This window comes from Pseudomonas sp. TE3728, assembly GCF_056279145.1.
In genome coordinates this window covers 256,493-283,022 of record NZ_JBWBQT010000001.1, presented here as the reverse complement: position 1 = coordinate 283,022, position 26,530 = coordinate 256,493, and the positions used below count along the sequence as shown (strand labels likewise).

Genomic DNA, 26,530 nt, shown 5'->3' with positions numbered 1-26,530 from the left:
GCTCACCAGGCCTGGCCGCGGCGCTTGAGCTCCAGCCGACGGACAAACTCTTCCAGCACCAAGGAATACAAATCGTCCTGCAAGTAGGCGTCTTCGATGCCGGCGTCCATGTTCGGGTTGTCGTTGACTTCGATCACCACCACTTTGTCGCCGGACTGTTTGAGGTCGACGCCGTAGAGGCCGTCGCCGATGAGATTCGCGGTTTTCACCGCCAGTTCAACCACCGCTCGCGGCGCTTCGTGAACCGCTAGGGTGCGGCATTCGCCGTTGATGTCCTGGCCTTTGGCTTTATGGTTGTAGATCTGCCAATGGCCCTTGGACATGAAGTACTGGCAGGCAAAGATCGGCTTACGGTTGAGCACACCAATGCGCCAGTCGTATTCGGTGTAGAAGAATTCCTGGGCCAGCAGCAACACCGAGTGTTCGAACAGTTCGGCGGTGGCTTCAAGCAAGGCTTGCTGGCTTTCGACCTTGATAACGCCCTTTGAGAAACAACCGTCGGGTATCTTCAACACCAGTGGAAACCCCAGACGCTCGCCTACCCGCTCGAAATCTTCCGGTCGTTCCTTGTAGAGGATTTCAGTGACGGGCATGCCCAGTTGATGGCTCTTGAGCAAATCAGTCAGGTAAACCTTGTTGGTGCAGCGCAGGATCGACGCCGGGTCATCCATCACCACCAAACCTTCGCTCTCGGCTTTTTTGGCGAAGCGGTAGGTATGGTTGTCGACGCTCGTTGTCTCGCGGATCAGGAGCCCGTCGTATTCGGCGATTCGGACGTAGTCCTTGCGCTCAATCAGCTCGACGTCGATGCCTAGTGTCTTGCCGACCCTGACGAAGTTGTCCAAAGCCTTGGGATTGGAGGGCGGCAATGCTTCTTGCGGATCGTGCAGAATGGCCAGGTCATAACGGGCCAATCGCCTGGAGCGCGGCATGCGCCAAATCTTGCGACTGAAACTGTCGAGCGCATTAGCGAATTGATCTTCCTGATCCTCACGCAACTTATGCAAGGCGCCAAACTTTACACCTTCGATGTGCCAACCGTTAGTTCGACGAAACTCAACCAGCAATATCGGACAAGGAAAAACCTCGAACAACTGTCGAGCCAGATCCTGTAATGGCTCGATAGCGGTTTTGCCGAAATACAGTGTCAGGGTAAATCCTTCGGTATCGCTGTAAAGATGATTGCTGAGGGCCTTTTCCAGGGTTTTATCCAGATCATCCAGGGCCAGCCCATACAGGGATTTTCGGGTCAGTTCGCTGATGGTCCGCACCGACGGTATAACCTTGTGTCCCCGCGCTTCGGCCAGCAGCGAGCAGTAATAACCGTGCCCGAGGTACTTGTAGCTGCGGCACAGGTTAATTACCTGAACCCGCTTGCCCTGCTCGTTATCGCGGGTCTGTTCGAGGTATTCCTGGGCAGTGACGATGTCTTCACTGGGGAAATAGGAGGCCCAGTCTTCCTTACGTTCGACGATGATCATCAACTGGCTGGAAGTTCTTATCGAGCCATTTAAATAGTTTGTGGAAGTTATTGCTGTTGGTAACGTTTGCTCAGATACTTCGCGCCAATGACCTTGTACCGCTGACATAGTGATTGATCCATTGAAGAACAAGACCTTTCCTATTAAGCACGAACTTTTTCGAAAGTCCCGTTTCGTTACGCAACTTTTACGGCGGTTATATGAATCCTGTTTTTCGCTTGGCGGTAGTTGAAGATATACCGTCACTGCTGGCACTCGAACAGCAATGTTTCACCACGGACCGGCTCAACAGTCGCAGTTTTCAATGGATGATTACTCGGGCTCACGGGCAACTGCTGGTGGCCCAACGAGGCGAGCAATTGGTGGGCTATGCGGTGGTGCTATTTCACCGGGGCACTTCATTGGCGCGCCTGTACTCGATTGCGATAGCCCTTGATGCTCGCGGCAGTGGACTGGGCAAGCAGTTGCTCGAACGTGTCGAGGCCTGCGCCATTGAGCATGACTGCGCCTACCTGCGACTGGAAGTGCGCATCGACAATCCAACGGCGATTGCTCTGTATGAGCGTAACGGCTACCGGCGTTTTGCGCTGATTCACGACTATTACCAGGACCATGCCGACGCGCTGCGATTGGAAAAACGTATCCTCCAGCACCGCGATTCACGCAACATCAAGGTGCCTTACTACCCGCAGACCACCGAGTTCACCTGTGGCCCGGCCTGCCTGCTGATGGCCATGGGCGCGCTGCAAGACGATCGAGCGTTGGAGCGCGGTGAAGAACTGCAAATCTGGCGCGAGGCGACCACGGTGTTCATGACGTCTGGCCACGGTGGCTGCAGCCCTCAAGGTCTGGCGCTGGCAGCGTGGCGGCGTGGCTTTCGGGTGCGGCTGCAACTGAGCATGGCCGGGCCGCTGTTTCTCGACGGCGTGCGCGATGCGCATAAAAAAGACGTAATGCGCCTGGTACACGAGGCGTTCACGGCGCAGTTGCAAGCCACCGACGTGGAACGAATGATCGGCGGACCACTGGATCTGCAACGGTTACTGCACGATGGCGGACAGCCGCTAGTATTGATCAGCAGCTATCGCCTGACCCGTTCCAAGGCGCCGCACTGGGTGATCGTCACCGATTGCGATGAAGAGTTTGTCTACCTGCACGATCCGGATGTGGATCACAGCCAGCATCGTCAGCCGATGGACTGCCAGCACTTGCCGGTCAGCCATGGGGAATTCGACAAAATGTGCAGTTTCGGACGAGGCAAGCTGCGGGCTGCGGTGATTCTCTATCGCCGTGAGTAAACCTGTGGCGAGGGAGCTTGCGCCCGTTCGAGTGCGAAGCAGTCGATTGCATGGGGGCGCTTCGCACCCCAGCGGGAGCAAGCTCCCTCGCCACAGGTTATGCGATTACTTCAGGCCAAGCTTGTACAGCACCCCGTCATCTTCATCGGTCAGCAAATACAGATAACCATCCGGTCCTTGCCGCACATCGCGAATCCGTTTGTTGAGCTCGCCCAACAACCGCTCTTCGTGAACAACCTTGTCGCCTTCGAACTGCAGGCGAATCAGCTCCTGACTCACCAGCGCCCCGATAAACACGTTGTGCTGCCAGGCCTTGAAGCGATCGCCGTCATAGAAGGCCATGCCGCTGAGGCCAGGGGATTTTTCCCAGACATGGTGCGGGCCCACGGTACCTTCGGCAGTTTCGCCCTTGGCTTCCGGGATCGGCAGGCCGGAATAGTTAATGCCGTGGGTTGCCATCGGCCAGCCGTAGTTTTTGCCACGCTCGATGATGTTGATCTCGTCGCCGCCCCGTGGGCCGTGCTCGTTTTCCCAGAGCGTGCCGCTCCAGGGATTCAGTGCCGCGCCTTGCGGGTTGCGTTGGCCGTACGACCAGATTTCCGGGCGAACGCCTTTTTGCCCGACAAAGGGATTGTCTTGCGGCACCTTGCCATCCGGATAGAGCCGCACGATCTTGCCTTGCAGCTTGTCGAGATCTTGCGCCGTGGACCGGTCGTTATTCTCGCCCAGGGTGATGAACAGATAATCGTCACGGTCGAACACCAGTCGTGAGCCGAAATGATTGCCGACGGAGAGTTTGGGCTCCTGACGGAAGATCACCCTGAAATCCTTGATCGCCGTCAGGTCTTCCGACAACCGTCCGCGACCGACCGCCGTGCCGGCCTTGCCGCCCTCACCGCCCCCTTCGGCGTAAGACAGATAGACCATGCGGTCTTGCTTGAAATCGGGCGACAACACCACATCGAGCAATCCACCCTGCCCCTTGGCCCAGACCTGAGGCACGCCATTGAGTGGACCCGATAGCTTGCCGTCGGCACTGACCAGCCGCAGGTTGCCGGGCCGTTCGGTCACCAGCATCCCTTGGCGGTCAGGCAGAAACGCCAGCGACCAAGGGTGGTCCAGGCCTTTAACGATCGGCGTGAGCTCAAGGGTGCCCTGCTCGCCTTTAAAATCCTGTGTTGGCGCTGCAAAGGCGGGCGCCGTGACGGTTAATAACGCGCTGGCACAGAAAGTGGCCAAGAGGGTTTTACGCAACATGCACGATTCCTTTTGTCGTCAATAGCGCTGGCAAGACTTCTGTCTCGCCGTTCAACGGTAGTTGCGGTCCGAGCCCCGGGGGGGTGGATTGGGAATGAATTTCGGTTGGCTGGCGGGAGCCTGTCGATCTTGCGGATAGCGATTGCCGATGCCGCCATTATCGAGCGTTGGCGGTCGTGGCACAGGTACCGTGTTTGGCCCGCGGATTACCGGGATATTGGGTTGCGTGCCTTGCATGCTGTTGGGATTGGCCCGGCGAATCGGGCTGTTGTAGGGATTGTTGTTGCTTCCCGGCAGGTTCTGCGCCAGCAGCAAGGGCGAAGAAGACGATGCGGCGTCTGCCAGAGCCAAAGGGCTTAGCATGCCACTCAATGCCAGCGCGATGACGCCGAGCACACATCGGTTCATGGGGGACCTCTCTAAATGAGCGTGCCATGCTTCATGGATGAATAGAGCCACGCTACGCCCAGGGTTCGGATTTGTTAACTAAAACCTCCCCCGCAACATGTAACACGAGTTAACCGCACCGCCGATCCGCCCGCAGGACCGGGCCGCCGCCGACTGAAACTTTTGCCCTTGGCCACAGGTCACCTGAACATCAACGACGAGGTCACGACGATGGCACGGGCAATCTGGAAAGGCGCAATCAGTTTCGGTCTGGTCCACATTCCCGTTGCGCTGGTTTCGGCGACGTCTTCGCACGGGATCGATTTCAAATGGCTCGACAGCCGCAGCATGGACCCGGTCGGCTACAAGCGCATCAACAAGGCCACCGGCAAGGAAGTCACTCAAGAGCACATCGTCAAAGGGATCGAGTACGAAAAAGGACGTTACGTGGTGCTCAGTGAAGAGGAGATTCGCTCGGCTCATCCACTGTCGACCCAAACCATCGACATTTTTGCCTTTGTCGGCAGCGAGCAGATCCCTCTGCAAAACATCGACACGCCCTACTACCTGGCGCCGGACAAACGCGGCGGCAAGGTCTATGCGCTGTTGCGCGAAACCCTCAGCAAAACCGACAAGGTCGCCCTGGCCCGCGTGGTGTTGCATTCGCGCCAGCACTTGGCGGCCCTCATGCCGCTGGAGTCAGCCATGGTGCTGGTGATGCTGCGCTGGCCCGCCGAAGTACGCAGCCTGGATCAACTGGAACTGGGCAGTGAAGTGACCAAGCCGGATCTGGCCAAAGGCGAGTTGGAGATGGCCAAACGACTGGTGGAAGACATGAGTGCCGACTGGACGCCCGAAGAGTACCGCGACAGTTTCGAAGACAAGATCATGGCGCTGGTCGAGAAGAAGGCGAATGAAGGCAAGATCGAAGATGTCGAAACCGTGACGGGTGAAGAGGTGCGTAAAACCGCCGATGTTATTGATCTGACCGAACTGCTCAAACGCAGTCTTGGTGGCAAGGGTGGCGGTAAAGCGGCTACCAAAGCCAAAACGAGCGCAGACAAAAAAGCCCCGAAACATTCTCGTGGCTGACTGATCACTGGGACATCCATGAGTCAGGTGGTGAATCTCGGCCCCATTGCGAGCAGGCTCGCTCCCACATTGGGTCTTGTGAACGACAAAGATCAAAGGTGGGAGCGAGCCTGCTCGCAATGGCGTCATGCGCCACAACGCAAAACTCAGATCAAAACAAAAATCGCCAGTAACCCGCCAAAAACCGCCCATTTCTCCAGGTAGTAGCGAGTACGGTTACGCTTCTTGAGCGCTTTGCCACGCAGACGAATCTTGTAGATTCTGGCGAACAAGCGGTTGATACCACCGACCTTGTCGCCTGCATTGTTCGGCGCGCCCGCCGCTGCCATCACCGTACGGCTGAACCAACGGTTGAACGCCGCCGCCCAGCGATACTTCATCGGCCGCTCGATGTCGCAGAACAGAATGATGCGGTTCTGCGCAGTGGTGTTTTCGGCGTAATGAATGAAAGTCTCATCGAACATCACCGCTTCGCCATCGCGCCAATGGTAGTTCTCACCATCGACGTTGATGTAGCAACCGGCATCGTTCGGCGTTTCCAGCCCCAAGTGATAACGGTAAGAACCGGCATATGGATCGCGGTGACGGACCAGTTTCGAACCCGGCGGCAGCTCGGCGAACATCGCGGCCTTGATCGAGCCGATGCTTTGCACCAGTTCAGTCGTACGCGGGCAGAGCTTTGCGGCGGACGGGTGACTGTCGCCGTACCATTTGAGGTAGAAACGCTTCCAGCCACTTTTGAAAAACGAGTTGAAACCAACGTCGTCGTACTGATTGGAACGTTTGATCTCCCCGGCCTTGAGCAAATTCTGGCCTTCAGCGCGAATCTCTTCCCAATGAGCCTGCAAAGGGCTCAAGTCGGGAAAGTCTGCCGGATCGAGATAAGGCTTGTTGGGCGTTTTGGAGAACAGATAAAGGAAGCAATTGATCGGCGCCAGAAACGTCGAGTGGTCGCTTAACTGACGGCCTAATTTGTGGCGCACCTTTCCGCGCAAGTGAACATACGCGACGGAGATGACATAAATAGCGGCAATGATAAGTTTCACGAAAATCGTCACACGTCAGAAGTGAACAAACTGCGTCCCGATGGCGCGTTCTTGAGCCATGCCGATGAACGGCACGAGGTCGAAAAATGGCATATTAGCCGCACTTTGTAACTAATAGTTAACCTTCAACTGTGAAAATGTGTGCACGTTGTAAGTAGCGTGGGCGGCTGCTAATGCGAACCGCTCTTGCGATGGTAGCTTCCTGCCACACCACCATTCGTCGCCTATAAAACGTGGCACACAATACGCGCCCCTGTCTGGCTTAGGCTTTGCAAAGGCCGGACGTAGCAGCCCCAGAACGACGTAATTCTGACGCGGCGGCAATTAAATCAACGCTTAGGACTCCAGCGATACGCTTGGTCAGTCACCGGGAGATGTAACGTGTCAACTCTCAATGAAATCGCAGCGAACCACGCGAGAATGGCTAAGGCAAAAGAAGAAGAGTCGACCGGATTGAATGAGCGACACCTTCAAATAGTGGGAAGTTTCGAAATCCCGTCTATCGATGACCAACAACACATTCCACTGCACCTCATTACCGGAGGGCAAGACAACCATCCCGGACAAACCGCTGGTTATTTGCTGTAAATCCCGACCGGGTCAGTAGCGGCTTGTCGCACGCTGTTCGTTCAGCGCCCAGACGCGCTGCGCCTGGGGATGTGATTGGGTGCCCACCCTGACCAAGTGCTGGCCATTCAGCAATCCATCTGAAACACACGAGGCCGGGCAAGCGGTGCTGACTTTACCCAGAGCCACGCCAAGTGTCCCGAACACAACGCTGAACAAAAATAACATCGAGGCAGCTCTACGCTCCCCGGCCTATCCAGGATGAACGACCTCCCAGCCAGCCCCCGGTTCTGCACAAACCGGGGCCGAACCTTGAAGAAGCCTGCGACACGTTATCGCCCACCGTACAACTGCCGTCACACATATGCGACAATATGCGCAATGTCTGGCATGAATCCCGCCTTTTTGCCCAACAGCTTGGACACAACGTCCAGATGCTGCTCTCGACTTATGCGCGCTGGTTGAACTCTAGCGGTGACTGGGAAGAGATGGAGAGAAACTCCAGAATGTCCCAGGAATGGCCCAAGCGCCAAATGCGCAGCTCGCAACCCATTGATAGGTAAAGTAATTGATCTCCACAGCTAACATCACGATGCAGTTCGGCGCCAAGCCGCTATTTGAAAACGTTTCGGTCAAATTCGGCGCCGGTAACCGCTACGGCCTGATCGGTGCCAACGGTTGCGGCAAGTCGACCTTCATGAAAATCCTCGGTGGCGACCTCGAGCCATCCGGCGGCCAGGTCATGCTCGAGCCGAACGTGCGTCTGGGTAAACTGCGTCAGGACCAGTTCGCCTACGAAGAATTTACCGTGATCGACACCGTGATCATGGGTCACGAAGAGCTGTGGAAGGTCAAGGCCGAGCGCGACCGCATCTACTCGCTGCCGGAAATGACCGAAGAAGACGGCATGGCCGTGGCCGAGCTGGAAACCGAATTCGCCGAAATGGACGGCTACACCGCCGAATCCCGCGCCGGTGAATTGCTGTTGGGTCTGGGTATCGGCATCGAGCAGCATTTTGGCCCGATGAGCGAAGTGTCCCCGGGCTGGAAACTGCGCGTGTTGCTGGCGCAGGCACTGTTCTCCGATCCTGAAGTGCTGTTGCTCGACGAACCGACCAACCACCTGGACATCAACACCATCCGCTGGCTGGAAAACATTCTGACCCAGCGCTCCAGCCTGATGATCATCATCTCCCACGACCGTCACTTCCTGAACAGCGTGTGTACCCACATGGCTGACCTGGACTACGGCGAACTGCGTCTGTTCCCGGGCAACTACGACGAGTACATGACCGTGGCGACCCAGTCCCGCGAGCAATTGCTGTCGGACAACGCCAAGAAGAAGGCGCAGATTTCCGAGCTGCAATCGTTCGTCAGCCGCTTCTCGGCCAACGCCTCGAAAGCCAAGCAAGCGACCTCCCGCGCCAAGGCGATCGACAAGATCCAACTGGCCGAAGTCAAGCCTTCGAGCCGTGTGAGCCCGTTCATCCGTTTCGAACAAACCAAGAAGCTGCACCGTCAGGCGGTCATCGTCGAGCGCATGGCCAAAGGCTTCGACGGCAAGCCGCTGTTCAAGGACTTCAGCTTCCAGGTTGAAGCCGGCGAGCGCGTGGCGATCATCGGCCCGAACGGTATCGGTAAAACCACCCTGCTGCGCACCCTGGTCAACGAACTGACCCCGGATGCCGGTACCGTGAAGTGGACCGACGCCGCGGAATTGGGCTACTACGCCCAGGACCACGCGCATGACTTCGAAGACGACTGCAACCTGTTCGACTGGATGGGTCAATGGACCCAGGGCGGCGAACAACTGGTTCGCGGCACCCTCGGCCGGATGCTGTTCTCCAACGATGAAATCCTCAAGTCGGTCAAGGTCATCTCCGGTGGTGAGCAAGGTCGCATGCTGTTCGGCAAGCTGATCCTGCAAAAGCCGAACGTGCTGGTGATGGACGAGCCGACCAACCACTTGGACATGGAATCCATCGAGGCGCTGAACCTGGCGCTGGAGAACTACCCGGGCACGCTGATCTTCGTCAGCCACGACCGTGAGTTCGTATCGTCCCTGGCCACTCGCATCATCGAGTTGAGCGCCGATGGCGTGATCGACTTCAGCGGCACCTATGACGACTACCTGCGTAGTCAGGGTGTTTTGATGTAAGACGGCTGCAAGCTTCAATTTGAAAAGCCCTGTCCTGGTGACGGGGCTTTTTGCATTTCAGATCCAAAGGGTCTTGGTGCTGAGACCATCGCGAGCAGGCTCGCTCCCACAGTTGATCTCCAGTGAACATAAATTCTGTGTACGCCGCTACCCCTTGTGGGAGCGAGCCTGCTCGCGATGAGTCCCTCACAAGCGATGTAAATACTGGAGGCTTATACTGATCTACAATCCACATCGTTAGCCAGCTTCCTTTTATTCCCCGCCCACGCCATGATGCAGTTCTCCTACCGCCGCCCGCGAACGAGCTCTCATGTCTGTGCAGCAACTGCCCCCGCAAAGCTCCATGGCGATCACTCTGCAGATCGTCTCCATCGTTTTCTATACCTTTATTGCCTTCCTCTGTATCGGCCTGCCGATTGCCGTGTTGCCCGGGTATGTCCATGAACAGTTGGGGTTCAGCGCCATCGTGGCGGGGCTGACCATTGGTTCTCAGTACCTGGCCACCCTGCTCAGCCGGCCCATGGCCGGGCGTCTGTCGGACAGCATCGGCACCAAGCGGGCGATTGTTTACGGCTTGTCGGGGATTGCGTTGAGCGGCGTGCTGACACTGCTGTCGACCCTACTGCAAGGTTTGCCGTTGTTGAGCCTGATCATCCTGATCGCTGGCCGCTTGTTGCTGGGCATCGCTCAAGGGTTGATCGGGGTCGGCACGATCAGTTGGTGCATGGGCCAGGTCGGTGCCGAGCACACGGCGCGTTCGATTTCCTGGAACGGGATCGCCTCGTACGGCGCCATCGCTATCGGCGCGCCACTGGGGGTGGTGATGGTCGCTGAGCTGGGGTTCGCCAGCCTCGGGATCGCGCTGTCGTTACTGGCCCTGCTGGCGCTGCTGTTGATCCGCAACAAACCGTCGGTGCCGGTGATTCGCGGCGAGCGCCTGCCGTTCTGGGCGGTGTTCGGGCGCATTGCCCCCTTCGGCGCGAGCCTGAGCCTGGCGTCCATCGGATACGGCACGCTCACTACCTTTATTACCCTGTATTACGTCAACCTAGGCTGGACCGGCGCGGCTTATTGCCTGACGGTATTCGGGGTCTGTTTCATTCTGGCGCGGTTGTTGTTCATCTCCAGCATCAGCCGTTTCGGCGGCTTCACCTCCGCCATCGCCTGCATGACCATTGAAACCGTGGGGCTGGTCCTGCTGTGGCTGGCGCCCTCGACGGGTTATGCCTTGATCGGCGCCGGGCTGGCCGGGTTCGGTCTGTCGCTGGTGTATCCGGCGCTGGGGGTGGAAGCGATCAAGCAAGTGCCCAATTCCAGTCGCGGAGCGGGTTTGAGTGCCTATGCGGTGTTTTTCGATCTGGCGCTGGCGATTGCCGGACCGCTGATGGGCGCGGTGGCGTTGAACCTGGGGTATTCGTGGATTTTCTTTAGTGCGGCGATGTTGTCGATAACCGGACTTGGTTTGACCTTATTACTGAAGCACCGCGCAATGACCTGATATGCACTCTCCCTGTAGGAGCTGCCGAAGGCTGCGATCTTTTGACTTTGTTTTTAAAGACAAGATCAAAAGATCGCAGCCTTCGGCAGCTCCTACAGGGACCGCATTGAGTTTATTGATCGGCTGTCTGCATGCCGGCGCGGGTGGGTTTGCCCAGGGCATGGGCGAAGAACCGTCCGGCTTCGGAAATCATGTTTCGGTGAATGTCCTTGCGGTCGACGCCGTCGGCATCGGTGCACAGTGCCGGCATGGCGGCGATCTGTTCTTCGTTGCACGGCGCCAGGAATACGAAGTGCCCTGCCCCGGCCAGCAATTTGAAGTCCGGTGCGGTTGGCAGTTTGCGCGCAAGCGCTGCGGCGTTTTTGTCGAACGCCACCAATTTGTCGCCATCACCGCTGTAAAGCAGCACCGGCACATGCACGTCGGCCAGGGTATGGCGGCCGAACTTCAGACTCAGCGGCGCCATCAGCAGCAAGGCATGCACGCGCGGGTCCGCCACTGGCTGCAAGTCATCGCGGTCGACGATCAGTTCGCCTTGCGTGTTGCAGGCATCGTGATCATCCGGGCGCTCCTGGCAATAACGGCGCAGGCGATCCAGATCCGGGGTGGCACCGGACAGAATCAGTGCAGTCTCACCACCCGCCGAATAGCCAATCACCCCGACCTGCCGGGCATTGACGAAAGGCGCGAGCATCCGGTCGCTGAGGGTCGCGGTAATGGCTTCGGAAATCTGGATCGGCCGACCATAAAGGTTGCTCAAGGTGCCGAGGCGGCTGTGGTCTTTGGAGTTGTCGCCGGGATGGATCACCGCCACCACCACAAAGCCCTTGCGAGCCAATGAGGTGGCGAGATCGTGCAGGGCCAGCGGGGTTCCGGTGTTGCCGTGGGACAGCATCAGCATCGGAAAACGTCCGATGGCGACTTTGGTGTCTTCACCCGCTTCGACCGTGTAGCCCTCGAGCGTGCTGGAATGTTCCTTTTCACTGGACGGGTAAAACGCGATGGCGCGCATCGGCTGCAAATCCAGTGGATCGAGGAACGTCATTTCATGGAAGCCGACGCTCCAGTGAGGGTGCGGCGCAGGCGCGGCGTGCACTGAATTCAGGCTGCCGAGCAGGCAAATCAGTAGCGTTGCACAAAGACGTGCCATGGGATGCCCCCCACCTTATTACCTGACCGCAGACGTTAAGCCTCGGTGCATAACCTGGGCCAGAAACTGATCACCGCCAGAAACAAAAAACTCCGTACCTGGCCATCACGATGACCAGAATACAGAGTTTCAGGGGTATTGCCCGAGGCTGTTTACGACTTTATGCAAGCCTTACGCAGCGGCGAACAGTTGCTCGCTGATGTGGGCCTGAGCATCGCTCATGGCTTTGGTGCGCACTTCATCACCATAGGCCAGGCCATGGGCGCGAACGAACTCGATGTCGGTGATACCCAGGAAGCCGAACAGCACTTTCAGATAATCTTCGTGCGCAACACCGGTTGCCTGACCGGCATGCAGACCACCGGAAGTGGAAACGATCACGACTTTCTTGCCGCCGCACAGGCCTTCAGGGCCGGCTTCGGTGTAGCGGAAAGTCTGACCGGCCACGGCGATGCGGTCGATCCAGGCCTTGAGTTGGGTCGGAATGGTGAAGTTGTACATCGGCGCGGCAATCACCACGGCATCGGCGGCGATGAATTCGGCCAGGGCCTGCGCGCTCAGATCGGCTTCGTGCTGTTGCGCGGCGTTGCGCAGCTCTGCGGCAGTGCCGGCGGCAACCAGGGTGGAGGCGGAGAAATGGCTGATGGCATCGGCGGCCAGGTCGCGGTAAGTCACCACAACGCCAGGCTCGGCAGCTTGCCAGGTTTTGACGACTTCGCCGCTCAGCTGACGGGAAGCTGAGTTGTCACCCAGAATGCTCGAATCGATATGCAGTAATTTCATGTGGGATCTCCAAGGTGAGGATCGCCACCGGGCGATCTGATGGAAACAATCCTACCGACGAAAGCAATGGCTGATTAGTCGGTAACAATGCGATAGTTCGTCCCACTGATAGAACAGTCGAGTATTAAATCGATGCAAGACCTCAACGACCTCTACTATTTCGCCAAAGTGGTCGAAGCCGGTGGCTTTGCTGCCGCCGGGCGTTTGCTGGGGATTCCCAAGTCGCGATTGTCGCGACGCATTGCTGAGCTGGAAGAACGCCTCGGTGCGCGCCTGCTGCAACGCACCACCCGCCAACTCAACCTCACCGCCGTGGGCGAGCGCTACTTGCGCCATTGTCAGGCGATGCTGCTGGAGGCCGAAATGGCCGACGAAGCGGTGGCCAGCATGTCCAGCGAACCCCGGGGGCGCTTGCGAGTGTCCTGCCCCGTAGGGTTGGCCCATCAAATGCTGCCTGGGGTGATCAGTAACTTTCTGGAGAAATTCCCCCAGGTTCAACTGGAAGTCATGCTGCTCAATCGTCGGGTTGACCTGATCAACGAGGGCGTCGACGTTGCCTTGAGAGTGCGGGATCTGGGTGATGAAGATCCACTGCTGGTGACCCGTCGCCTGCGTCAGGCCCAGATGCTGATGGTTGCCAGCCCGGCATTTTTGCTCGGCCATGAAATCAATCACCCCGAAGACCTGAAAAATCTGCCCGTGCTCGGCGCTCTGGAGGCCGATCGCATGGTGCACATCCGCATGCTTGATCAACAGGGCAAAAACTACGACCTGAGCCTTGAGGCGCGTTTGGGCTGCGAAGATTTCATCGTGCGCAAAGCCTGCACCCTCAACGGCCAGGGCTTTACCATGCTGCCCATGATGTATTGCGAGCAAGAGCTGGAAAACGGTTCGCTGGTGCAACTATTGCCCGACTGGTCATTGCCGGGCGGCTGGTTGCAAGCCGTCTATCCTCATCGACGCGGGGTGATGCCGGCGGTGCGCGCCTGGATCGACCATTTGATCGAATCATTCAATGTTTGCGGGGACAGACTGTTATGAAAGCGGGACGAATGAGCGAAGAGGATGTCGCGCAATACTGCCTGGCGTTGCCCGGCGCGCGGGAGGATTACAAGTGGGGTGGCGTGCGGGTGTTTTCGATTGCCGGGAACAAGATGTTTGCCTTGCAGAACCTGCGGGGACAGTCCCTGGCGTTCAAGGTCGACAAGGACCTGTTCCTGGGCCATTGCGACCGGCCGGGCATTCACCCGGCACCGTATCTGGCCCGGGCCCAGTGGGTCATCATGGAAACGCCCTACCCCCTGGGCACCGAAGAGCTGCAAGGCTTGCTGCAACGTTCCCACCAACTGGTGGTGAGCAAGTTGCCCAAGCGCACGCAGGTCGGCTTGCTGCTTTAAAGTGCTTTAAAGTGCTTTAAAGCAATGCAAACAGGTTAGCGCCCAGAAACAGCTGATCGATCCAGAACACCTGGTGCATCAGCACGATGAGCCAGAACACCAACTGAAACGAGACTTTGCGGGTCTTGTGCCGAAACGCTTGCTGGGCCAGCAAGGCACCCGGCCAACCACCCGCCAGCTCCACCGCGTGCAGGACGTTCTCCGGCGTGCGCCAGCTATCGGCGCGGGCCTTGTGCTTGTCGCTCCAGTACAGGAAAAACGCCAGCACGCTGACGATGCCGTAGGCCGCCAGGGGAATCACCGACACCCCGCGCAGCCACATCGACACCGAGCCAAACAACGGCACTGCGCACAGCACAACGAACACCAGCAGTTTCAGCCGCAGATTCTGAATGGCGCCCCCGGACTTGCGCCCGGGGTTGTTGCGCGCACTGGAATCGCTCATGGCTTGACCGCGGTCCAGTCGACCCACCCGAATTGCCAGGTGGCCAGGATCACCAGACCGAACACAATGCGATACCAGGCGAATGTCGCATAGCTGTGGCTGGCAATGAAGATCAGCAGGGCTCGAACGGCGATCATCGCAAAGATGAAGGCGGTGATGAAGCCAATGGCAAATACCGGAAAATCAGCCGGCACGAAGAGGTTGCGGTATTTGTAGCCCGAGTACACCGCCGCCCCGACCATGGTTGGCATGGCAAGGAAGAACGAGAATTCGGTGGCCGTTTTGCGCGACAACCCGAACAGCAAACCGCCAATGATCGTCGAGCCGGAACGCGAAGTCCCCGGAATCATCGCCAGACACTGGGCGAAGCCGACTTTGAGAGCGTCTTTCCAGGTAATGTCATCGACGCTTTCAGCATGCACTTCATGCTGACGACGTTCGGCCCACAACATCACGACCCCGCCCACGACCAATGCGGTAGCCACGGTAATCGGGTTAAACAGGTACTCATGAATCAAGTCGGCGAAAATCACCCCCAACACCACCGCCGGCAGGAAAGCGATCAACAGGTTAGCGGTAAAACGCCGAGCGCTGGGCTGCGTCGGCAAGCCAATGACCACGTCGAAGATCTTGCGGCGAAACTGCCAGACCACCGCCAGGATCGCGCCGAGCTGAATGATGATATTGAAGGCCATGGCCCGCTCGCCGCCGAAATTGAGCAAGTCCGCCACAATAATCTGGTGCCCGGTACTGGAAATGGGCAAGAACTCCGTCAGCCCTTCTACCACGCCTAAAATCAATGCCTGAAAGGCCGTCCAAAGATCCATCAATCCCCCAAGAAACAATGCCCCCAGGCATGCTCCGTTAATAATTTATAAGCATTAACTGCGATCAACCTTAGCTGAATCCCCGCGCGCACAAGATCCACGCAAAACGGTAAAAATTGCGTGAAAAAAGACTTGGGCTCAGGTTTTCCCGCGCGGGGCCGAAATCCTATCAGACAAGCCTCGTTTACGCTGTCGCGTAATAGGACCTGAGTCGGATAGGCCCGATCGGCAAAGTGTGATTGGATGCTGGCGATCGTTTATTACAAGAACAAGAAACCGGAGTAATCGCGTTATGAACAGCTTGCGCAGTGTGTCGATCAGCCGACGCTTGTGGCTCATCTTGATCGTGGCCGTGGTGATGCTATTGACGTTGGGCGTGTTGATGCTCAAGCAGATTCACGACGACCTCTATCAGGCCAAGGCCCAAAAGACCCAGCACGTGGTGCAGACCGCCAGCGGGATCCTCACCTACTATCACGGCCTGGAAACTGCCGGCACCCTCACCCGCGATGCCGCGCAAAAACAGGCACTGACCGCCGTGCGCGGTTTGCGCTACGACCAGAACGATTATTTCTGGATCAACGACCTGACACCCGTCATGGTCATGCACCCGACCAATCCGAAACTTGAAGGTCAGAATCTCTCGACGATCCGCGACCCCGACGGTTTCGCGCTGTTCAACGAGATGGTCGCCATCGCCAAGGCCAAGGGTGCCGGCATGGTCGATTACCGCTGGCCGAAACCGGGCGCCAGCGCGCCGGTGGAAAAAACCTCCTACGTGAAACTGTTCGAGCCCTGGGGTTGGGTGATCGGTTCGGGTGTGTATATCGATGACATGCAGGCCGAATTTCATGCCCAAGTCTGGAAGGCCTCTTTTGTGGGTCTGGTAATTGCGCTGATCATGGCCCTGTTGGTGATCATGATTGCTCGCAGCATCGTGCGTCCGCTCCAGGAAACCGTGAACGCCATGGCCAACATTGCCAGCGGTGAAAGCGACCTGACCCGCAGCCTCGATACCCACGGCCAGGACGAAGTCACGCAACTGGCCCGGCACTTCAACGCCTTCACCGCGAAACTGCGTCTGGTGATCAGTCAGTTGCAGGTGTCCGCCGGCGCGCTGGGCCAGTCTTCCAGCGAACTGGGCAACGATGCCGCGCAAGCCCAGCAACGCAGCCAACAGCAATCCCAACAAATGGAACTGGTGGCGACCGCGATCAACGAAGTGACCTACGGCGTGCAGGATGTGGCCAAAAACGCCGAACACGCCGCCAGTGAAATGCGCAATGCCGAGTCTCAAGCGCAACAGGGCCAGGTCAATATCGACGGCAGCCTGCAGCAGATCGACAAGCTGTCGTCGACCATCGATCAAGCCGTTGAAGTGATTCGTACGCTGGCCGCCGAAAGCACGCAAATCGGCAGCGTTCTGGAAGTGATCCGCTCCATCGCCGAGCAAACCAACTTGCTGGCCCTCAACGCAGCCATCGAAGCCGCCCGAGCCGGCGAGCAAGGTCGCGGGTTTGCGGTGGTCGCCGATGAAGTGCGCCTGTTGGCCCAGCGTACTCAAAAATCGACGGCGGAAATCCAGTCGATGATCGAACGCCTGCAAAGCCATTCCGAAGCGGCGGTCAAGGTGATTGGCGACAGCAGCCGTGCCTCGCAACTGACCATCGAGCAGGCCGGCCTGGCCGGTGCCAGCCTGAATGCCATCGGCCAGGCCTTGCGCAATCTCAATGGGTTGAACGCTTCGATTGCCAGTGCGACCTTGCAGCAGGCCCACGTGGTGGAAGACATCAACCAGAACGTGACCCAGGCCGCAGGCTTGTCCCACAGCACGGCACTGGCGGCCGAGCAGTCGAGCGTGGCCAGCGTTCACCTCAAGGAATTGAGCGAGCAGTTGAACGGGTTGCTGAAGCAGTTCCGGGTCTGATCAATTCAGTAGGGGCAACTGGCCCGGCCAGCCCGGAACACCAGTCGCCCCCATCGCGAGCAGGCTCGCTCCCACATTGGATCGTTGTCGAACACAAAACCTGTGTCCTCTAAAGATCTCCTGTGGGAGCGAGCCTGCTCGCGATGAACGATGACGCGATTTTTCCGGGTACAATTCGCTCCCCCTCATTTTCACGACACCAAGGAACCTCCATGTCCGGGCTTGAACTGTTTGCTGCCGCCCTCGGCGTGATTGCCGTTTGGTTGACGGTCAAACAGAACCCCTGGTGTTGGCCGATCGGTCTGGTCATGGTGCTGCTGTATAGCTGGATCTTTTTCGAAGTGAAGCTGTATTCGGACATGCTGCTGCAAGTGATCTACGCCGGTTTGCAGATCTACGGCTGGTGGCAGTGGACCCAGGGGACCGCGACTCATGGCAAGCGGCATGTCAGCCTGCTCGATGGCAAATCCGTTGCGCTCGGACTGGCCGTCGGCGCAGTCGGCAGTTTGCTGCTGGGCGCCGCGATGGCCCACTGGACCGATGCCGCGCAGCCCTGGCTCGATGCGGCACTGACCGGTTTCAGCCTGGTGGCGCAGTTATGGATGGCGCAAAAACGTCTGCAATGCTGGCCGCTGTGGATCGCGCTGGACATCATTTTTGTTGGCCTGTTCATCTACAAAGAGCTGTACCTGACCGCGGGCCTGTATGGGGCGTTCGCACTGCTGGCAGTGCATGGCTGGCGGACATGGCGCACCGATCCGGCGTTGCGCACATGAAAGTTCTGGTACTGACGGGGCCTGAGTCCAGTGGCAAGAGCTGGCTGGCCGCCGAACTGCAACAGCAATTCGGCGGCGCTCTGGTGGGCGAATACGTGCGCTGGTTCATTGAGCAGAAGGCGCGCGACACCTGCCCGGCCGATATCCCCGAAATCGCTCGCGGTCAGCTGCAATGGGAGGACGACGCCCGCGCCCTGGGGCCGCCATTGCTGATTCTCGATACTCACTTGTTGAGCAATATGCTCTGGAGCGAAACCCTGTTTGGCGATTACCCGGCCTGGCTCGAGCAAGCACTGCTGGCTCGACACTATGACTTGCACTTGCTGCTGTCGCCCGAACAAGTCGACTGGACCGATGACGGTCAACGGTGTCAGCCCGAGCTGGAGGAACGCCGGGCTTTTTTCAACGCGACTCAAGCCTGGCTGGAGCAGCATCGACAGCCTGTTCAAGTGCTTCAAGGCGATTGGGCCGAACGCCGGCTTCAGGCATTGCAAGCCGTCACGCTGCTGCTCGGGCGCTGACCTCTCTATTTCGGCGGGACCTGTGGGAGCGAGCCTGCTCGCGATTGGGCCATCACATTCAACATCTATGTTGACGGTCAGACCGCTATCGCGAGCAGGCTCGCTCCCACAGGGATTGCGCTTAACTTGCTGGCACTCTCCTCCAGCCATTTGTTGCAGTATTTTTGCAAATACGTCCGCTTCTGAAACACCGTCCCCTCTCGAACAACCCATTTCAACGCCGGTCATCGTCTTGTCATGCGATGTGTTAGAACGCTGATACATCCCGCATAAAGCTTGGATCCAGTGCTATTGCAATCTCTTATCAATATTGCCCTCCCACAGGCTGTCTCAGACCTGAAACACCCTTTCATCGATCCACTAGCGTTGATCGATAACCCTCTGAATCAAAACGACAATCAAAAACCGGCACAGCTTTCGCTCGCTCCTTCGCAATGTTGATTGGGACCCGCCCACATCAAAGAAGGAATTGCCGCCGTGGGGACATTTGATAGCAGCATCTTTAGCCTCTTACTGATCGGATGTGCACTGGGCTCAAGTGTCAGCCTGCCCGTACAGGCTGACAACGGCATCATTATTATCAAACGTGATGTCCAACCGCGCATGGCAACGCGTGCACCGGTGATTCCCGACCCTAGCCCCACGACCGCCAATGCCAACCCGTCCAAACAAGTCCTCAGGCAAACGAACGAGTTGAGCGACGGCGACTTCGCCAACGTCGCCAGTGGTGCCGGTATCTCCCGCCTGGTCACTCAAGGCACCCACAACAACCTGGGCGGCAATCTCACCAACCAGACCCAGCTTTCCAACCTCCCCGCTGGACGTTCGGGAAACTCGGGCAACGGTATTGCCAACATGGTCAATTCAAATGTCCAGCAAGGCCTGGGTGCTCTGAGAGTTGTAACGGGAGACCGTTGAGATGAATCGTACGCTGCTGATGATGGCCCTGTTTTGCAGTGCATCGACCTTTGCCCAGCCTCCCGTCATCAATAACGCCCAAATCGACGGTTCGGGCATGCAGCACCAAGGCAACCTCTCGGTCAACCAGGCGGCGGGCGATCAGCAGCAACAGGCCAACGCCCGGGCCATCGCCATTGGCAACAACGCCAGCGCCACCACACAGATTCGCCAACGGCTGCGTACGCAGGTCGACCCCAGGATCGATGCTCGATCCAGCATTCAAGGCGACTCCTTCAGCCACGGCAACGGTGTACTGGGCGTCAACCAGAGCGCAGGCGCCAGCAACCAGCAAGCCAATGCCCTGCGGATAAGTATCAGTACACAACCGCAAAGTATCGACGACAGCGTCCTCATGCAGCAGAACGTGACGCTGATCCACAACTCCGATCCAACTGACTCTGCACCAGGCAATCGCCAAGTCGCTACCAGCGATCAGGCCTTCACCGGTAGCCGTGGGGTGATCCAGTTGAATCAGAGCTCCGGGGTGGGAAACCGAATGGCCAACACCCTGAGCGTACGGGTCACGGATTGATCCAAACAGGTAGACACAACACTTAACCTAAAATAAGTACGGAGAATCACCATGAAACCTTCGATGGCACTCAAGCCTCTGGTTTTCGCAATTGCTGCGGTCATGGCTGTTGCTGTACAAGCTGGGCAGAACGATTGGCGTGACAATGACCACCACCATGGTCATAAACCCCCTCCTCCAACAAAGATCCCTGTCTATGCGACGGCCAATGCGTGGGATAACCAGAGCAGTACCGGCAACCGCATCCGTAATGAAGGGACTATCAACGAAGCCGAGATGAGCAGCTCTGCCACAGGCGCCAGCGGCAACGTCGGCGTCAACGTGGCGGCAGGTAGTGGCAACCAACAAGACAACGCGTCCGCCATCGCCAATGCTGCCTCAAACTCCAGTCAGGACAACAGCTTCGTGTTCGGCACTGCTGAAGCCACCGCCGACGTCACGCAATACAGCAACAACAACAGAGTCAACAACTTCGGTAGTACAGTCTCTGCCGTGATGAACGGATCGGGGAATGGCGGCAGCGGCAATATGGGTATCAACATTGCTGGCGGCGACCTTAACCAACAGAAAAACACCATGGCCATTGCCAACACCAATGCCCCGCTCGGTAACGCAATAGCCACCGCCTCTGCCGATCAACAAGGTCCTGGCCTGGTAGTGAATAACAACGCTGATCGGACAACTCGCCTGGATACGATAACCGTTACCACAACGGCTAGCGGTAGTTCCTCTCGCGACAAGTCTTCCGATTTGAGCGTTAACAAAAGCGCTTCTTCGAGCTTCGATGTGAGTGGTTCCAGGAGCGCTGATGCGAGTGGTTCCAGAAGCTCCGATGCGAGCGGCTTCAGAAGCTCGGACAGCAGCTCCAGCCGCAGTGCTTCTTTGAGCGCTGCTTTGGACGCGTCTGCGAATGCCACCAGAACTGTTACCTGGAACAATGGCAATGGCGATCGCACCCGCACCAGGACTGTCGACGTATCGGTTGACGCATCAATCGATGCAGATTTCGACGCATCGCGTGAAAGATCGAGCGACTCCTCGTTCGAAAGATCGTTCGATAAGTCGTGGGAGAGCTCGTCGGCCTCCTCGTTCGAAAAATCGGGCAGTAAAGAGTCCGAATCTTCGTACGACAAATCAAAAAGTTACAGCGAGAGCAGTTCTTTTGATTTGAGCAACACCTATTCCTATCAAGTGCTGACCCCAACTGGCTGGGCCAACCCTGTAACCAACACCGCAACCTTGAACGGTTCGGTGAATGGTGGCAGTGGCAACCTGGGCGTCAACGTGGCTGCGGGTGTGGGCAACCAACAAAGCAACTCGTTGGCCATTTCCAACAACTCGTTCTAATTGCTGTCTCTGGAGGCCCCCTTACGGGGGCCTGTTTCAACACAACCAGAAGGCGTCCTTCCATGCGCATTATTGCCTTGGCATTTTTGCTGTGCGTGGCCAGTGTGAGCGAGGCTGCACAAATGCCGCTGTCCGTCCTGCCGGGTGGCGCGGTGGTGTACAAGCCGATCCAGAGCATTCGCGAGCGTAAGTTTGCCGACCTGGTGCAACAGAAAACCGACTTCAGTTGCGGCGCAGCTGCGCTGGCAACCATATTGCGCCAAGCCTATTGGCTGGACGTGAATGAAGAACAGATCATCGAAGGCATGCTGGCACATTCCGATCAAGATCTTGTCCGTGTCCAGGGCTTCTCCATGCTCGACATGAAGCGCTACGTGGAAAGTATCGGCATGCGGGCCCGTGGCTACCGGGTAGCGCCGCAAACGTTGAGCGACATCAGAATTCCGGTTGTGGTGCTTCTGGATATCCGTGGCTACAAACATTTTGTGGTCATGCAAAGAGTTCACAAGGGCTGGGTCTATATCGGAGATCCGGTACTCGGTCATAAACGCTACAAAGTCGACGACTTTGTAAAAGGCTGGAACGGCATCATCTTTGCGGTCATCGGCCAGGGCTACGACAAAGCCAATGCATTGCTCGACCCACCCATGCCACTGACCGCCAAGAACCGCATCAACGCCTTCACTCCGGTGCGAGACGCAGAATTGATGGATTTCGGCTTCATTCAAAGCGACTTCTTCTGATAACAAGGAGCACGACGCTCCGGGAGCATCACATGAAGACTCCACTCTGGCTGGCCGTGGTTTGCCTGGCCGCCAGCCTCCCGACCCAGGCACAGACGTTCAAACCCATTGAGCTGAAGGATCAGGAATTGGCGACCCTGCGCGGCCGCTATGTCATGCCGGGGCGAATCATCAGTTTCGGCATTGTCATGACCAGCACTTGGCAAAATGCCAACGGTGAAGTGATCGGGGCAACGTCCTCGATGCAAATTCAACAATCGACCATCAAGCCACAGTTCTATGTGTCGATGATCAATGAAAAGGGTAATGGCTCAACGAGTTCGCAAGGCACCGGCACCGTCACTGGCGGCAATGGCCTCAACAGCACCGAAGGCGTCACTCAAGTCGTGCGTGCTGCCGGCGACCATAACAGTGCCTACAACAACGTTCAGATCAACGTCACAAAGGCGAGCCAGGCGCCAGCAACGCAACAGCAGGGCCAGGCGTTGGCCGCAGGCTCGACGTTGGTCAGCGCCAATGGCGCGGGCGCGTTTAGCGTTTCCTCGACCGTTACGGGTGTGCAACTCAACATCGTCGCCAACAATAACCAGGGCAGCACCGAACAACGCCTGGCCCAGGGCGGGCTGATGCAGAACACGACGTTGCTCGGCGGTGGTAACCAGGTCAACAACCTCACGTCACTCAATGTCGTGCTGCGTGACAACGCGACAGCCGGGTCGCTGAACGGCAACCTGGACCAGCTCAAAGGTCTTCGCACTCAAGGATTCTGATCTACGCTCAGTGTCACCCGATGTAGTCAGAAGGGACGGCTAACCCATGCACCGATCGTTGACGTTCAGAGCTATCGTTTGTTTGAGTAGCCTGGCCCCGGTCCCACTGCTGTACGCAGCACCGGACCCCCAGGTCGAAGCACTAAAACAAGAACTCATGGAGTTGAAACAGCGTTACGAAGCACAACAGAACGCGCTGATGGTACTCGAGCAGCGCATTCGCCAAGTCGAAGAAACACCTGCGACGCCTGCCCCCAAACGTCTGACCAAATCCCCAGCGGAAACGCCCGGAAGTGGTCAGACAGTGGCCGCCGGTGCGCCGGGAACCACGGGCAGTTCATACGGCCAATCGCTCAAGGATGATTCGCAGCCTGCGCAAAGCGTTTCCAACCTGTATGACGAAGCCAGCGGCTTCTTTGGTGGCGGCAAGTTCAGCTTCGAGACCGGTCTGACTTACACGCACTACGATACCCGTGCATTGGTACTCAACGGCTTTCTGGCACTGGACTCGATTTTCCTTGGCAACATCAACCTCGACCGTATCAAGGCGGATAACTGGACCCTGGACCTGACCGCCCGCTACAACGTGGCACAACGTTGGCAGTTCGACATTAACGTCCCCGTGGTGTATCGCGAATCAACGTATTCCTCCGGTGGCGCCGGTGGCGCAGGCCCGGTGACGTCGGACGCAACCGTGACCCGCGACCCGACCATCGGCGATGTGAACGTTGGCGTTGCCTACAAGTTTCTGGATGAGTCGGCCAATCTGCCCGACGCGGTCTTTACACTGCGCGTCAAGGCGCCGACCGGTGAAGACCCTTACGGCATCAAGCTGGTCAATGACCCGAACAACGATAACCTCTCGGTACCCGAGGAGTTGCCTACCGGCAATGGTGTCTGGTCGATCACTCCGGGTCTCTCACTGGTCAAGAGCTTCGACCCGGCCGTACTGTTCGGCAGCCTGGCCTACACCTACAACATGGAAGACTCTTTCAGCGACATCAGCCCTCAGGTCAACTCCAAGGTGCCCGGGGACGTGAAACTGGGCGATTCCTGGCAGATCGGCGCCGGTATTGCATTCGCCTTGAACGAGAAGATGAGTATGTCGTTCTCGTTCACCGATCAGTTTGCCAGCAAGAGCAAGATCAAGCCGGACGGTGGCGACTGGCAATCGATTTCCAACAGCGATTACAACTCGGCCAACTTCAACATCGGAATGACCCTGGCCGCAACCGATAACCTGACGATCGTTCCCAACCTGGCCATCGGCCTGACCGACGACTCGCCGGACTTTTCCTTCAGCCTGAAATTCCCGTACTACTTTTAACCGTTTCACCCCCATGGAAAAGGCCCGCTGCGATGGAAGTCGCAGCGGGCCTTTTCGTTTCACCCGCCCTAGCGGATTTGGTGCTTATGCAGCAATCGGTAAAAAGTCGGCCGCGACACCCCCAGAACTCTGGCGGCGACACTCAGGTTATCGCTGTGCCGGTTCAACACATCGCACAACGCCTGACGCTCGGCGCGGGTCTTGTAGTCTTCAAGGGTGCCCATCGGCGAAGCGGTGGCGTGTTGACTGAGCAACCCCAGGTCTCGCGCCTCGATCTGCCGTCCTTCGGCCAGAACCAGCCCCCGCCGTACCCGGTTGGCTAGCTCGCGGACGTTGCCCGGCCAGTCGTGCTTACCCATGGCGATCAGCGCGTCTTCGCTGAAGCTGCGCGGACGACGACCGGTTTCATGGCTGTAGAAATGGGAAAAGTGATTAGCCAACATCGCGAGATCACCATGGCGCTCGCGTAGCGGCACGGTGATGACTTGCAGGACGTTCAAGCGGTAGTAAAGATCTTCGCGAAAGCGTTTCTTCTCGATGGCCGCTTCCAGGTCGACGTGCGTTGCCGCCAATACCCGCACATCCACCGGAATAGGCTGGTGGCCCCCTACACGCTCAATGTGTTTTTCCTGCAGGAAGCGCAGCAGATTGGCTTGCAGCTCCAAGGGCAAATCACCGATTTCATCGAGAAACAGCGTTCCACCGTTAGCCGCCTCGATCCGCCCGACCTTGCGCTGATGAGCACCGGTAAAGGCGCCCTTCTCGTGGCCAAACAGTTCGGACTGGATCAAGTGTTCGGGAATCGCCCCGCAGTTGATCGCCACGAACGGTTTGCTGTGACGCTGGGATTGTCGATGCAGCGTGCGAGCGACCAACTCCTTGCCGGTCCCACTTTCACCGCGAATCAGCACCGGGGATTCGGTGGGTGCCAGTTTGCTCAGCAGTTTGCGCAGTTCGCGAATCGGTTTGCTGTCGCCGAGCAGTTCATGTTCAGGCTGATCGATATGAACCGTGCCCTGGCCGCGCAAGCGTGCCATACCGAACGCTCGGCCCAGGGTGACCTGAACCCGTGAGACATCGAACGGCAGGGTATGGAAGTCAAAAAACCATTCACAGACGAAGTCTCCGACATTTTGTAATCGCAGAACTTCTTGATTCAGCACTGCAATCCACTCGGTACCACTACGGGTGATCAATTCCTTGACGGCTTCCGGGCGCTCCAGATGAAAGGGCTGCAAACGCAACAGGCCAACATCGCAGGTTCGTTCAGTGGCGTTTTCCAGCGTACAGCTGTCAACATCCCATCCAACGGCGCGTAAACCCGGCAACAAGCGGTGGCAGTCGTCGCAAGGATCCACTACTAAAAGACGTCGTAAGGCAGGCGCTTCGATCATGACTGTTCCTTGACGCCAAATTTAGGAAATATTAGTAAAAACAGTCATTTGGCGGGCTTCGATGTAACACTAGCAAGAATTTGACGCGAGCTTGTATCGATTGCTTATAGGGTTGTTTGCTTATTAGTTATAAGAAGTCAGTTGGTTAGTTGCCTAACGGGTTAAACCTTTCATTCAGCTTTCAGAAGCGGCCTGAATATCGAATCAATCAAAGAAAGTTAAAATTTCTTTCGATTGTGTGTGACCTAAACCCCGGTTGCGGACATCAGTACAAGTAACCAGCCGAACGGTAAGCCCAACCGACGGCACATCACTTGTTTGGGCATATAGAGAGAAGATCCCATGAACGCCCCGCTCCGTATCAACGAAGCACTTTTGATTGCCGACCGCGCATTCCAACCCTTTCAATGCGTGGCCTGGGCTCTACAAGACGGTAGCGAACTAAACCTGGCCATCATTGATCGCACCAACACGCGCATCAGCCGCAAACAAATTCCAAGCAGCGCCTATTCCGATCCAGAGCAACTCGAACACGTGCTGGAAGAAGCCCGTGCCGAGTTGAGCCAGGAAGGTTACAAATTGCAATCATGGTCCATGCCGCACTAAGTGTATTCGCGGATTGCCGCCCGGCAATCCGCGCCCCCTTCTTTTTAGTTGACGATTTTCTACAGTCAGCTGCGCAAACCCTCCCCTGTTTCAACTTCTAACCGCCGGTTTACTTGGCAGGCTTTTCAGTGGTTCGAAAAGACACTGTTCTGGCACAAAACGCCCCCCCTCCGGCTCATGAAAACAGTTGTGCGCCGAGTCATTCAGGGATTGAATGTTTTACTCAGGCGGTCACCTTCCG

The 26,530-nt window shown here is 57.4% G+C and carries 26 protein-coding genes and 1 pseudogene; 18 read left to right on the top strand and 9 right to left on the bottom strand.

Annotated elements, in window-relative coordinates:
* Positions 1-2: 2 nt before the first annotated feature.
* Positions 3-1,481, bottom strand: a complete 1,479-nt coding sequence (locus ACZ89R_RS01260; RefSeq protein ID WP_429547013.1) for a RimK family protein — start codon at positions 1,479-1,481, stop codon at positions 3-5.
* 200 nt (positions 1,482-1,681) lie between these two features.
* Between ACZ89R_RS01260 and rimI the strand changes: the two genes are divergently transcribed.
* Positions 1,682-2,779: a ribosomal protein S18-alanine N-acetyltransferase gene (gene rimI, locus ACZ89R_RS01255; RefSeq protein WP_429547014.1), complete on the top strand. Its 1,098-nt coding sequence runs from the start codon at positions 1,682-1,684 to the stop codon at positions 2,777-2,779.
* 105 nt (positions 2,780-2,884) lie between these two features.
* Here rimI and ACZ89R_RS01250 read toward each other — a convergent pair whose 3' ends face one another.
* Both ACZ89R_RS01250 and ACZ89R_RS01245 read right to left on the bottom strand, forming a co-directional pair.
* Positions 2,885-4,036 carry a PQQ-dependent sugar dehydrogenase gene (locus ACZ89R_RS01250; RefSeq protein WP_429547015.1) on the bottom strand — a complete coding sequence of 384 codons (1,152 nt, stop codon included), beginning with the start codon at positions 4,034-4,036 and terminating at the stop codon, positions 2,885-2,887.
* Positions 4,037-4,087: 51 nt separating this feature from the next.
* The gene (locus tag ACZ89R_RS01245) at positions 4,088-4,444 is read right to left on the bottom strand and encodes a hypothetical protein (RefSeq protein ID WP_429547016.1); all 357 of its coding nucleotides are present in this window, start codon (positions 4,442-4,444) and stop codon (positions 4,088-4,090) included.
* 210 nt (positions 4,445-4,654) lie between these two features.
* On the opposite strand from ACZ89R_RS01245, the gene ku reads away from it, so the two are divergent.
* Positions 4,655-5,515, top strand: coding sequence for a non-homologous end joining protein Ku (gene ku / locus ACZ89R_RS01240; protein ID WP_429547923.1), 861 nt, complete (start codon positions 4,655-4,657; stop codon positions 5,513-5,515).
* Positions 5,516-5,661: 146 nt separating this feature from the next.
* Here ku and lpxO read toward each other — a convergent pair whose 3' ends face one another.
* Positions 5,662-6,561 (bottom strand): lipid A hydroxylase LpxO, encoded by a 900-nt coding sequence (gene lpxO / locus ACZ89R_RS01235; protein WP_429547017.1) that lies wholly within the window; start codon positions 6,559-6,561, stop codon positions 5,662-5,664.
* 381 nt (positions 6,562-6,942) lie between these two features.
* Between lpxO and ACZ89R_RS01230 the strand changes: the two genes are divergently transcribed.
* The 4 genes and pseudogenes from ACZ89R_RS01230 to ACZ89R_RS01215 all read left to right on the top strand — a co-directional run bounded on the left by ACZ89R_RS01230 (position 6,943) and on the right by ACZ89R_RS01215 (position 10,784).
* Positions 6,943-7,149, top strand: coding sequence for a hypothetical protein (locus tag ACZ89R_RS01230; protein WP_429547018.1), 207 nt, complete (start codon positions 6,943-6,945; stop codon positions 7,147-7,149).
* A gap of 309 nt (positions 7,150-7,458) precedes the next feature.
* Positions 7,459-7,691 (top strand): annotated as a pseudogene (locus tag ACZ89R_RS01225) (integrase); the annotation flags it as partial.
* Positions 7,692-7,696: 5 nt separating this feature from the next.
* Positions 7,697-9,286, top strand: coding sequence for an ABC-F family ATPase (locus ACZ89R_RS01220; RefSeq protein WP_123496728.1), 1,590 nt, complete (start codon positions 7,697-7,699; stop codon positions 9,284-9,286).
* A 310-nt stretch (positions 9,287-9,596) separates the two neighbouring features.
* The gene (locus ACZ89R_RS01215) at positions 9,597-10,784 is read left to right on the top strand and encodes an MFS transporter (RefSeq protein ID WP_429547019.1); all 1,188 of its coding nucleotides are present in this window, start codon (positions 9,597-9,599) and stop codon (positions 10,782-10,784) included.
* Positions 10,785-10,896: 112 nt separating this feature from the next.
* On the opposite strand, the gene ACZ89R_RS01210 is transcribed toward ACZ89R_RS01215, so the two are convergent.
* Both ACZ89R_RS01210 and ACZ89R_RS01205 read right to left on the bottom strand, forming a co-directional pair.
* Complete coding sequence (locus tag ACZ89R_RS01210; protein WP_429547020.1) at positions 10,897-11,934, bottom strand: alpha/beta hydrolase family protein; 1,038 nt, start codon at positions 11,932-11,934, stop codon at positions 10,897-10,899.
* A gap of 171 nt (positions 11,935-12,105) precedes the next feature.
* Positions 12,106-12,717, bottom strand: a complete 612-nt coding sequence (locus ACZ89R_RS01205; RefSeq protein WP_429435191.1) for an FMN-dependent NADH-azoreductase — start codon at positions 12,715-12,717, stop codon at positions 12,106-12,108.
* 132 nt (positions 12,718-12,849) lie between these two features.
* Here ACZ89R_RS01205 and ACZ89R_RS01200 point away from each other — a divergent pair, with 132 nt between their 5' ends.
* Both ACZ89R_RS01200 and ACZ89R_RS01195 read left to right on the top strand, forming a co-directional pair.
* Entirely contained in the window at positions 12,850-13,758 is a 909-nt protein-coding gene (locus ACZ89R_RS01200; protein ID WP_218394774.1) for a LysR substrate-binding domain-containing protein, read from the top strand.
* Positions 13,755-14,114, top strand: a complete 360-nt coding sequence (locus ACZ89R_RS01195) for an MmcQ/YjbR family DNA-binding protein (protein ID WP_008069285.1) — start codon at positions 13,755-13,757, stop codon at positions 14,112-14,114. The genes ACZ89R_RS01200 and ACZ89R_RS01195 overlap by 4 nt, the downstream gene beginning before the upstream one ends.
* A gap of 16 nt (positions 14,115-14,130) precedes the next feature.
* Here the strand turns inward: ACZ89R_RS01195 and ACZ89R_RS01190 are convergent, their stop codons facing one another.
* The gene (locus ACZ89R_RS01190; RefSeq protein ID WP_429547021.1) at positions 14,131-14,559 is read right to left on the bottom strand and encodes a DUF1294 domain-containing protein; all 429 of its coding nucleotides are present in this window, start codon (positions 14,557-14,559) and stop codon (positions 14,131-14,133) included.
* Positions 14,556-15,386 (bottom strand): undecaprenyl-diphosphate phosphatase, encoded by an 831-nt coding sequence (locus tag ACZ89R_RS01185; RefSeq protein ID WP_429547022.1) that lies wholly within the window; start codon positions 15,384-15,386, stop codon positions 14,556-14,558. Before ACZ89R_RS01185 ends, ACZ89R_RS01190 begins: the two co-directional genes overlap by 4 nt.
* Before the next feature lie 292 nt (positions 15,387-15,678).
* Here ACZ89R_RS01185 and ACZ89R_RS01180 point away from each other — a divergent pair, with 292 nt between their 5' ends.
* From ACZ89R_RS01180 to ACZ89R_RS01140, 9 genes are all read left to right on the top strand, one after another.
* Positions 15,679-17,313 carry a methyl-accepting chemotaxis protein gene (locus tag ACZ89R_RS01180; protein ID WP_123496742.1) on the top strand — a complete coding sequence of 545 codons (1,635 nt, stop codon included), beginning with the start codon at positions 15,679-15,681 and terminating at the stop codon, positions 17,311-17,313.
* A 212-nt stretch (positions 17,314-17,525) separates the two neighbouring features.
* Positions 17,526-18,089: a nicotinamide riboside transporter PnuC gene (gene pnuC / locus ACZ89R_RS01175; RefSeq protein ID WP_063343558.1), complete on the top strand. Its 564-nt coding sequence runs from the start codon at positions 17,526-17,528 to the stop codon at positions 18,087-18,089.
* The gene (locus ACZ89R_RS01170) at positions 18,086-18,610 is read left to right on the top strand and encodes an AAA family ATPase (RefSeq protein ID WP_429547023.1); all 525 of its coding nucleotides are present in this window, start codon (positions 18,086-18,088) and stop codon (positions 18,608-18,610) included. Before pnuC ends, ACZ89R_RS01170 begins: the two co-directional genes overlap by 4 nt.
* A gap of 477 nt (positions 18,611-19,087) precedes the next feature.
* The gene (locus ACZ89R_RS01165) at positions 19,088-19,528 is read left to right on the top strand and encodes a hypothetical protein (RefSeq protein WP_429547024.1); all 441 of its coding nucleotides are present in this window, start codon (positions 19,088-19,090) and stop codon (positions 19,526-19,528) included.
* Position 19,529: 1 nt separating this feature from the next.
* Positions 19,530-20,102: an adhesin gene (locus tag ACZ89R_RS01160; protein WP_429547025.1), complete on the top strand. Its 573-nt coding sequence runs from the start codon at positions 19,530-19,532 to the stop codon at positions 20,100-20,102.
* A 51-nt stretch (positions 20,103-20,153) separates the two neighbouring features.
* Entirely contained in the window at positions 20,154-21,449 is a 1,296-nt protein-coding gene (locus ACZ89R_RS01155) for a heme utilization protein (protein WP_429547026.1), read from the top strand.
* Positions 21,450-21,511: 62 nt separating this feature from the next.
* Complete coding sequence (locus ACZ89R_RS01150) at positions 21,512-22,192, top strand: C39 family peptidase (protein WP_123496755.1); 681 nt, start codon at positions 21,512-21,514, stop codon at positions 22,190-22,192.
* Positions 22,193-22,224: 32 nt separating this feature from the next.
* Entirely contained in the window at positions 22,225-22,962 is a 738-nt protein-coding gene (locus ACZ89R_RS01145; protein ID WP_429547027.1) for a hypothetical protein, read from the top strand.
* Positions 22,963-23,008: 46 nt separating this feature from the next.
* Entirely contained in the window at positions 23,009-24,289 is a 1,281-nt protein-coding gene (locus tag ACZ89R_RS01140; RefSeq protein ID WP_192342937.1) for a coiled-coil domain-containing protein, read from the top strand.
* Positions 24,290-24,357: 68 nt separating this feature from the next.
* Here ACZ89R_RS01140 and ACZ89R_RS01135 read toward each other — a convergent pair whose 3' ends face one another.
* The gene (locus ACZ89R_RS01135) at positions 24,358-25,683 is read right to left on the bottom strand and encodes a sigma-54 dependent transcriptional regulator (RefSeq protein ID WP_429547028.1); all 1,326 of its coding nucleotides are present in this window, start codon (positions 25,681-25,683) and stop codon (positions 24,358-24,360) included.
* Positions 25,684-26,025: 342 nt separating this feature from the next.
* Here ACZ89R_RS01135 and ACZ89R_RS01130 point away from each other — a divergent pair, with 342 nt between their 5' ends.
* Positions 26,026-26,289: a hypothetical protein gene (locus ACZ89R_RS01130; protein WP_429547029.1), complete on the top strand. Its 264-nt coding sequence runs from the start codon at positions 26,026-26,028 to the stop codon at positions 26,287-26,289.
* Positions 26,290-26,530: the final 241 nt, after the last annotated feature.

Excerpts from the sequence above, each read along its gene's own strand:
- ACZ89R_RS01260 (WP_429547013.1), bottom strand. The coding sequence starts at position 1,481 with ATGATCATCGTCGAACGTAAGGAAGACTGGGCCTCCTATTTCCCCAGT.
- rimI (WP_429547014.1), top strand. The coding sequence starts at position 1,682 with ATGAATCCTGTTTTTCGCTTGGCGGTAGTTGAAGATATACCGTCACTG.
- ACZ89R_RS01250 (WP_429547015.1), bottom strand. The coding sequence starts at position 4,036 with ATGTTGCGTAAAACCCTCTTGGCCACTTTCTGTGCCAGCGCGTTATTA.
- ACZ89R_RS01245 (WP_429547016.1), bottom strand. The coding sequence starts at position 4,444 with ATGAACCGATGTGTGCTCGGCGTCATCGCGCTGGCATTGAGTGGCATG.
- ku (WP_429547923.1), top strand. The coding sequence starts at position 4,655 with ATGGCACGGGCAATCTGGAAAGGCGCAATCAGTTTCGGTCTGGTCCAC.
- ACZ89R_RS01215 (WP_429547019.1), top strand. The coding sequence starts at position 9,597 with ATGTCTGTGCAGCAACTGCCCCCGCAAAGCTCCATGGCGATCACTCTG.
- ACZ89R_RS01210 (WP_429547020.1), bottom strand. The coding sequence starts at position 11,934 with ATGGCACGTCTTTGTGCAACGCTACTGATTTGCCTGCTCGGCAGCCTG.
- ACZ89R_RS01205 (WP_429435191.1), bottom strand. The coding sequence starts at position 12,717 with ATGAAATTACTGCATATCGATTCGAGCATTCTGGGTGACAACTCAGCT.
- ACZ89R_RS01200 (WP_218394774.1), top strand. The coding sequence starts at position 12,850 with ATGCAAGACCTCAACGACCTCTACTATTTCGCCAAAGTGGTCGAAGCC.
- ACZ89R_RS01195 (WP_008069285.1), top strand. The coding sequence starts at position 13,755 with ATGAAAGCGGGACGAATGAGCGAAGAGGATGTCGCGCAATACTGCCTG.
- ACZ89R_RS01190 (WP_429547021.1), bottom strand. The coding sequence starts at position 14,559 with ATGAGCGATTCCAGTGCGCGCAACAACCCCGGGCGCAAGTCCGGGGGC.
- ACZ89R_RS01185 (WP_429547022.1), bottom strand. The coding sequence starts at position 15,386 with ATGGATCTTTGGACGGCCTTTCAGGCATTGATTTTAGGCGTGGTAGAA.
- ACZ89R_RS01180 (WP_123496742.1), top strand. The coding sequence starts at position 15,679 with ATGAACAGCTTGCGCAGTGTGTCGATCAGCCGACGCTTGTGGCTCATC.
- pnuC (WP_063343558.1), top strand. The coding sequence starts at position 17,526 with ATGTCCGGGCTTGAACTGTTTGCTGCCGCCCTCGGCGTGATTGCCGTT.
- ACZ89R_RS01170 (WP_429547023.1), top strand. The coding sequence starts at position 18,086 with ATGAAAGTTCTGGTACTGACGGGGCCTGAGTCCAGTGGCAAGAGCTGG.
- ACZ89R_RS01160 (WP_429547025.1), top strand. The coding sequence starts at position 19,530 with ATGAATCGTACGCTGCTGATGATGGCCCTGTTTTGCAGTGCATCGACC.
- ACZ89R_RS01155 (WP_429547026.1), top strand. The coding sequence starts at position 20,154 with ATGAAACCTTCGATGGCACTCAAGCCTCTGGTTTTCGCAATTGCTGCG.
- ACZ89R_RS01150 (WP_123496755.1), top strand. The coding sequence starts at position 21,512 with ATGCGCATTATTGCCTTGGCATTTTTGCTGTGCGTGGCCAGTGTGAGC.
- ACZ89R_RS01145 (WP_429547027.1), top strand. The coding sequence starts at position 22,225 with ATGAAGACTCCACTCTGGCTGGCCGTGGTTTGCCTGGCCGCCAGCCTC.
- ACZ89R_RS01140 (WP_192342937.1), top strand. The coding sequence starts at position 23,009 with ATGCACCGATCGTTGACGTTCAGAGCTATCGTTTGTTTGAGTAGCCTG.
- ACZ89R_RS01135 (WP_429547028.1), bottom strand. The coding sequence starts at position 25,683 with ATGATCGAAGCGCCTGCCTTACGACGTCTTTTAGTAGTGGATCCTTGC.
- ACZ89R_RS01130 (WP_429547029.1), top strand. The coding sequence starts at position 26,026 with ATGAACGCCCCGCTCCGTATCAACGAAGCACTTTTGATTGCCGACCGC.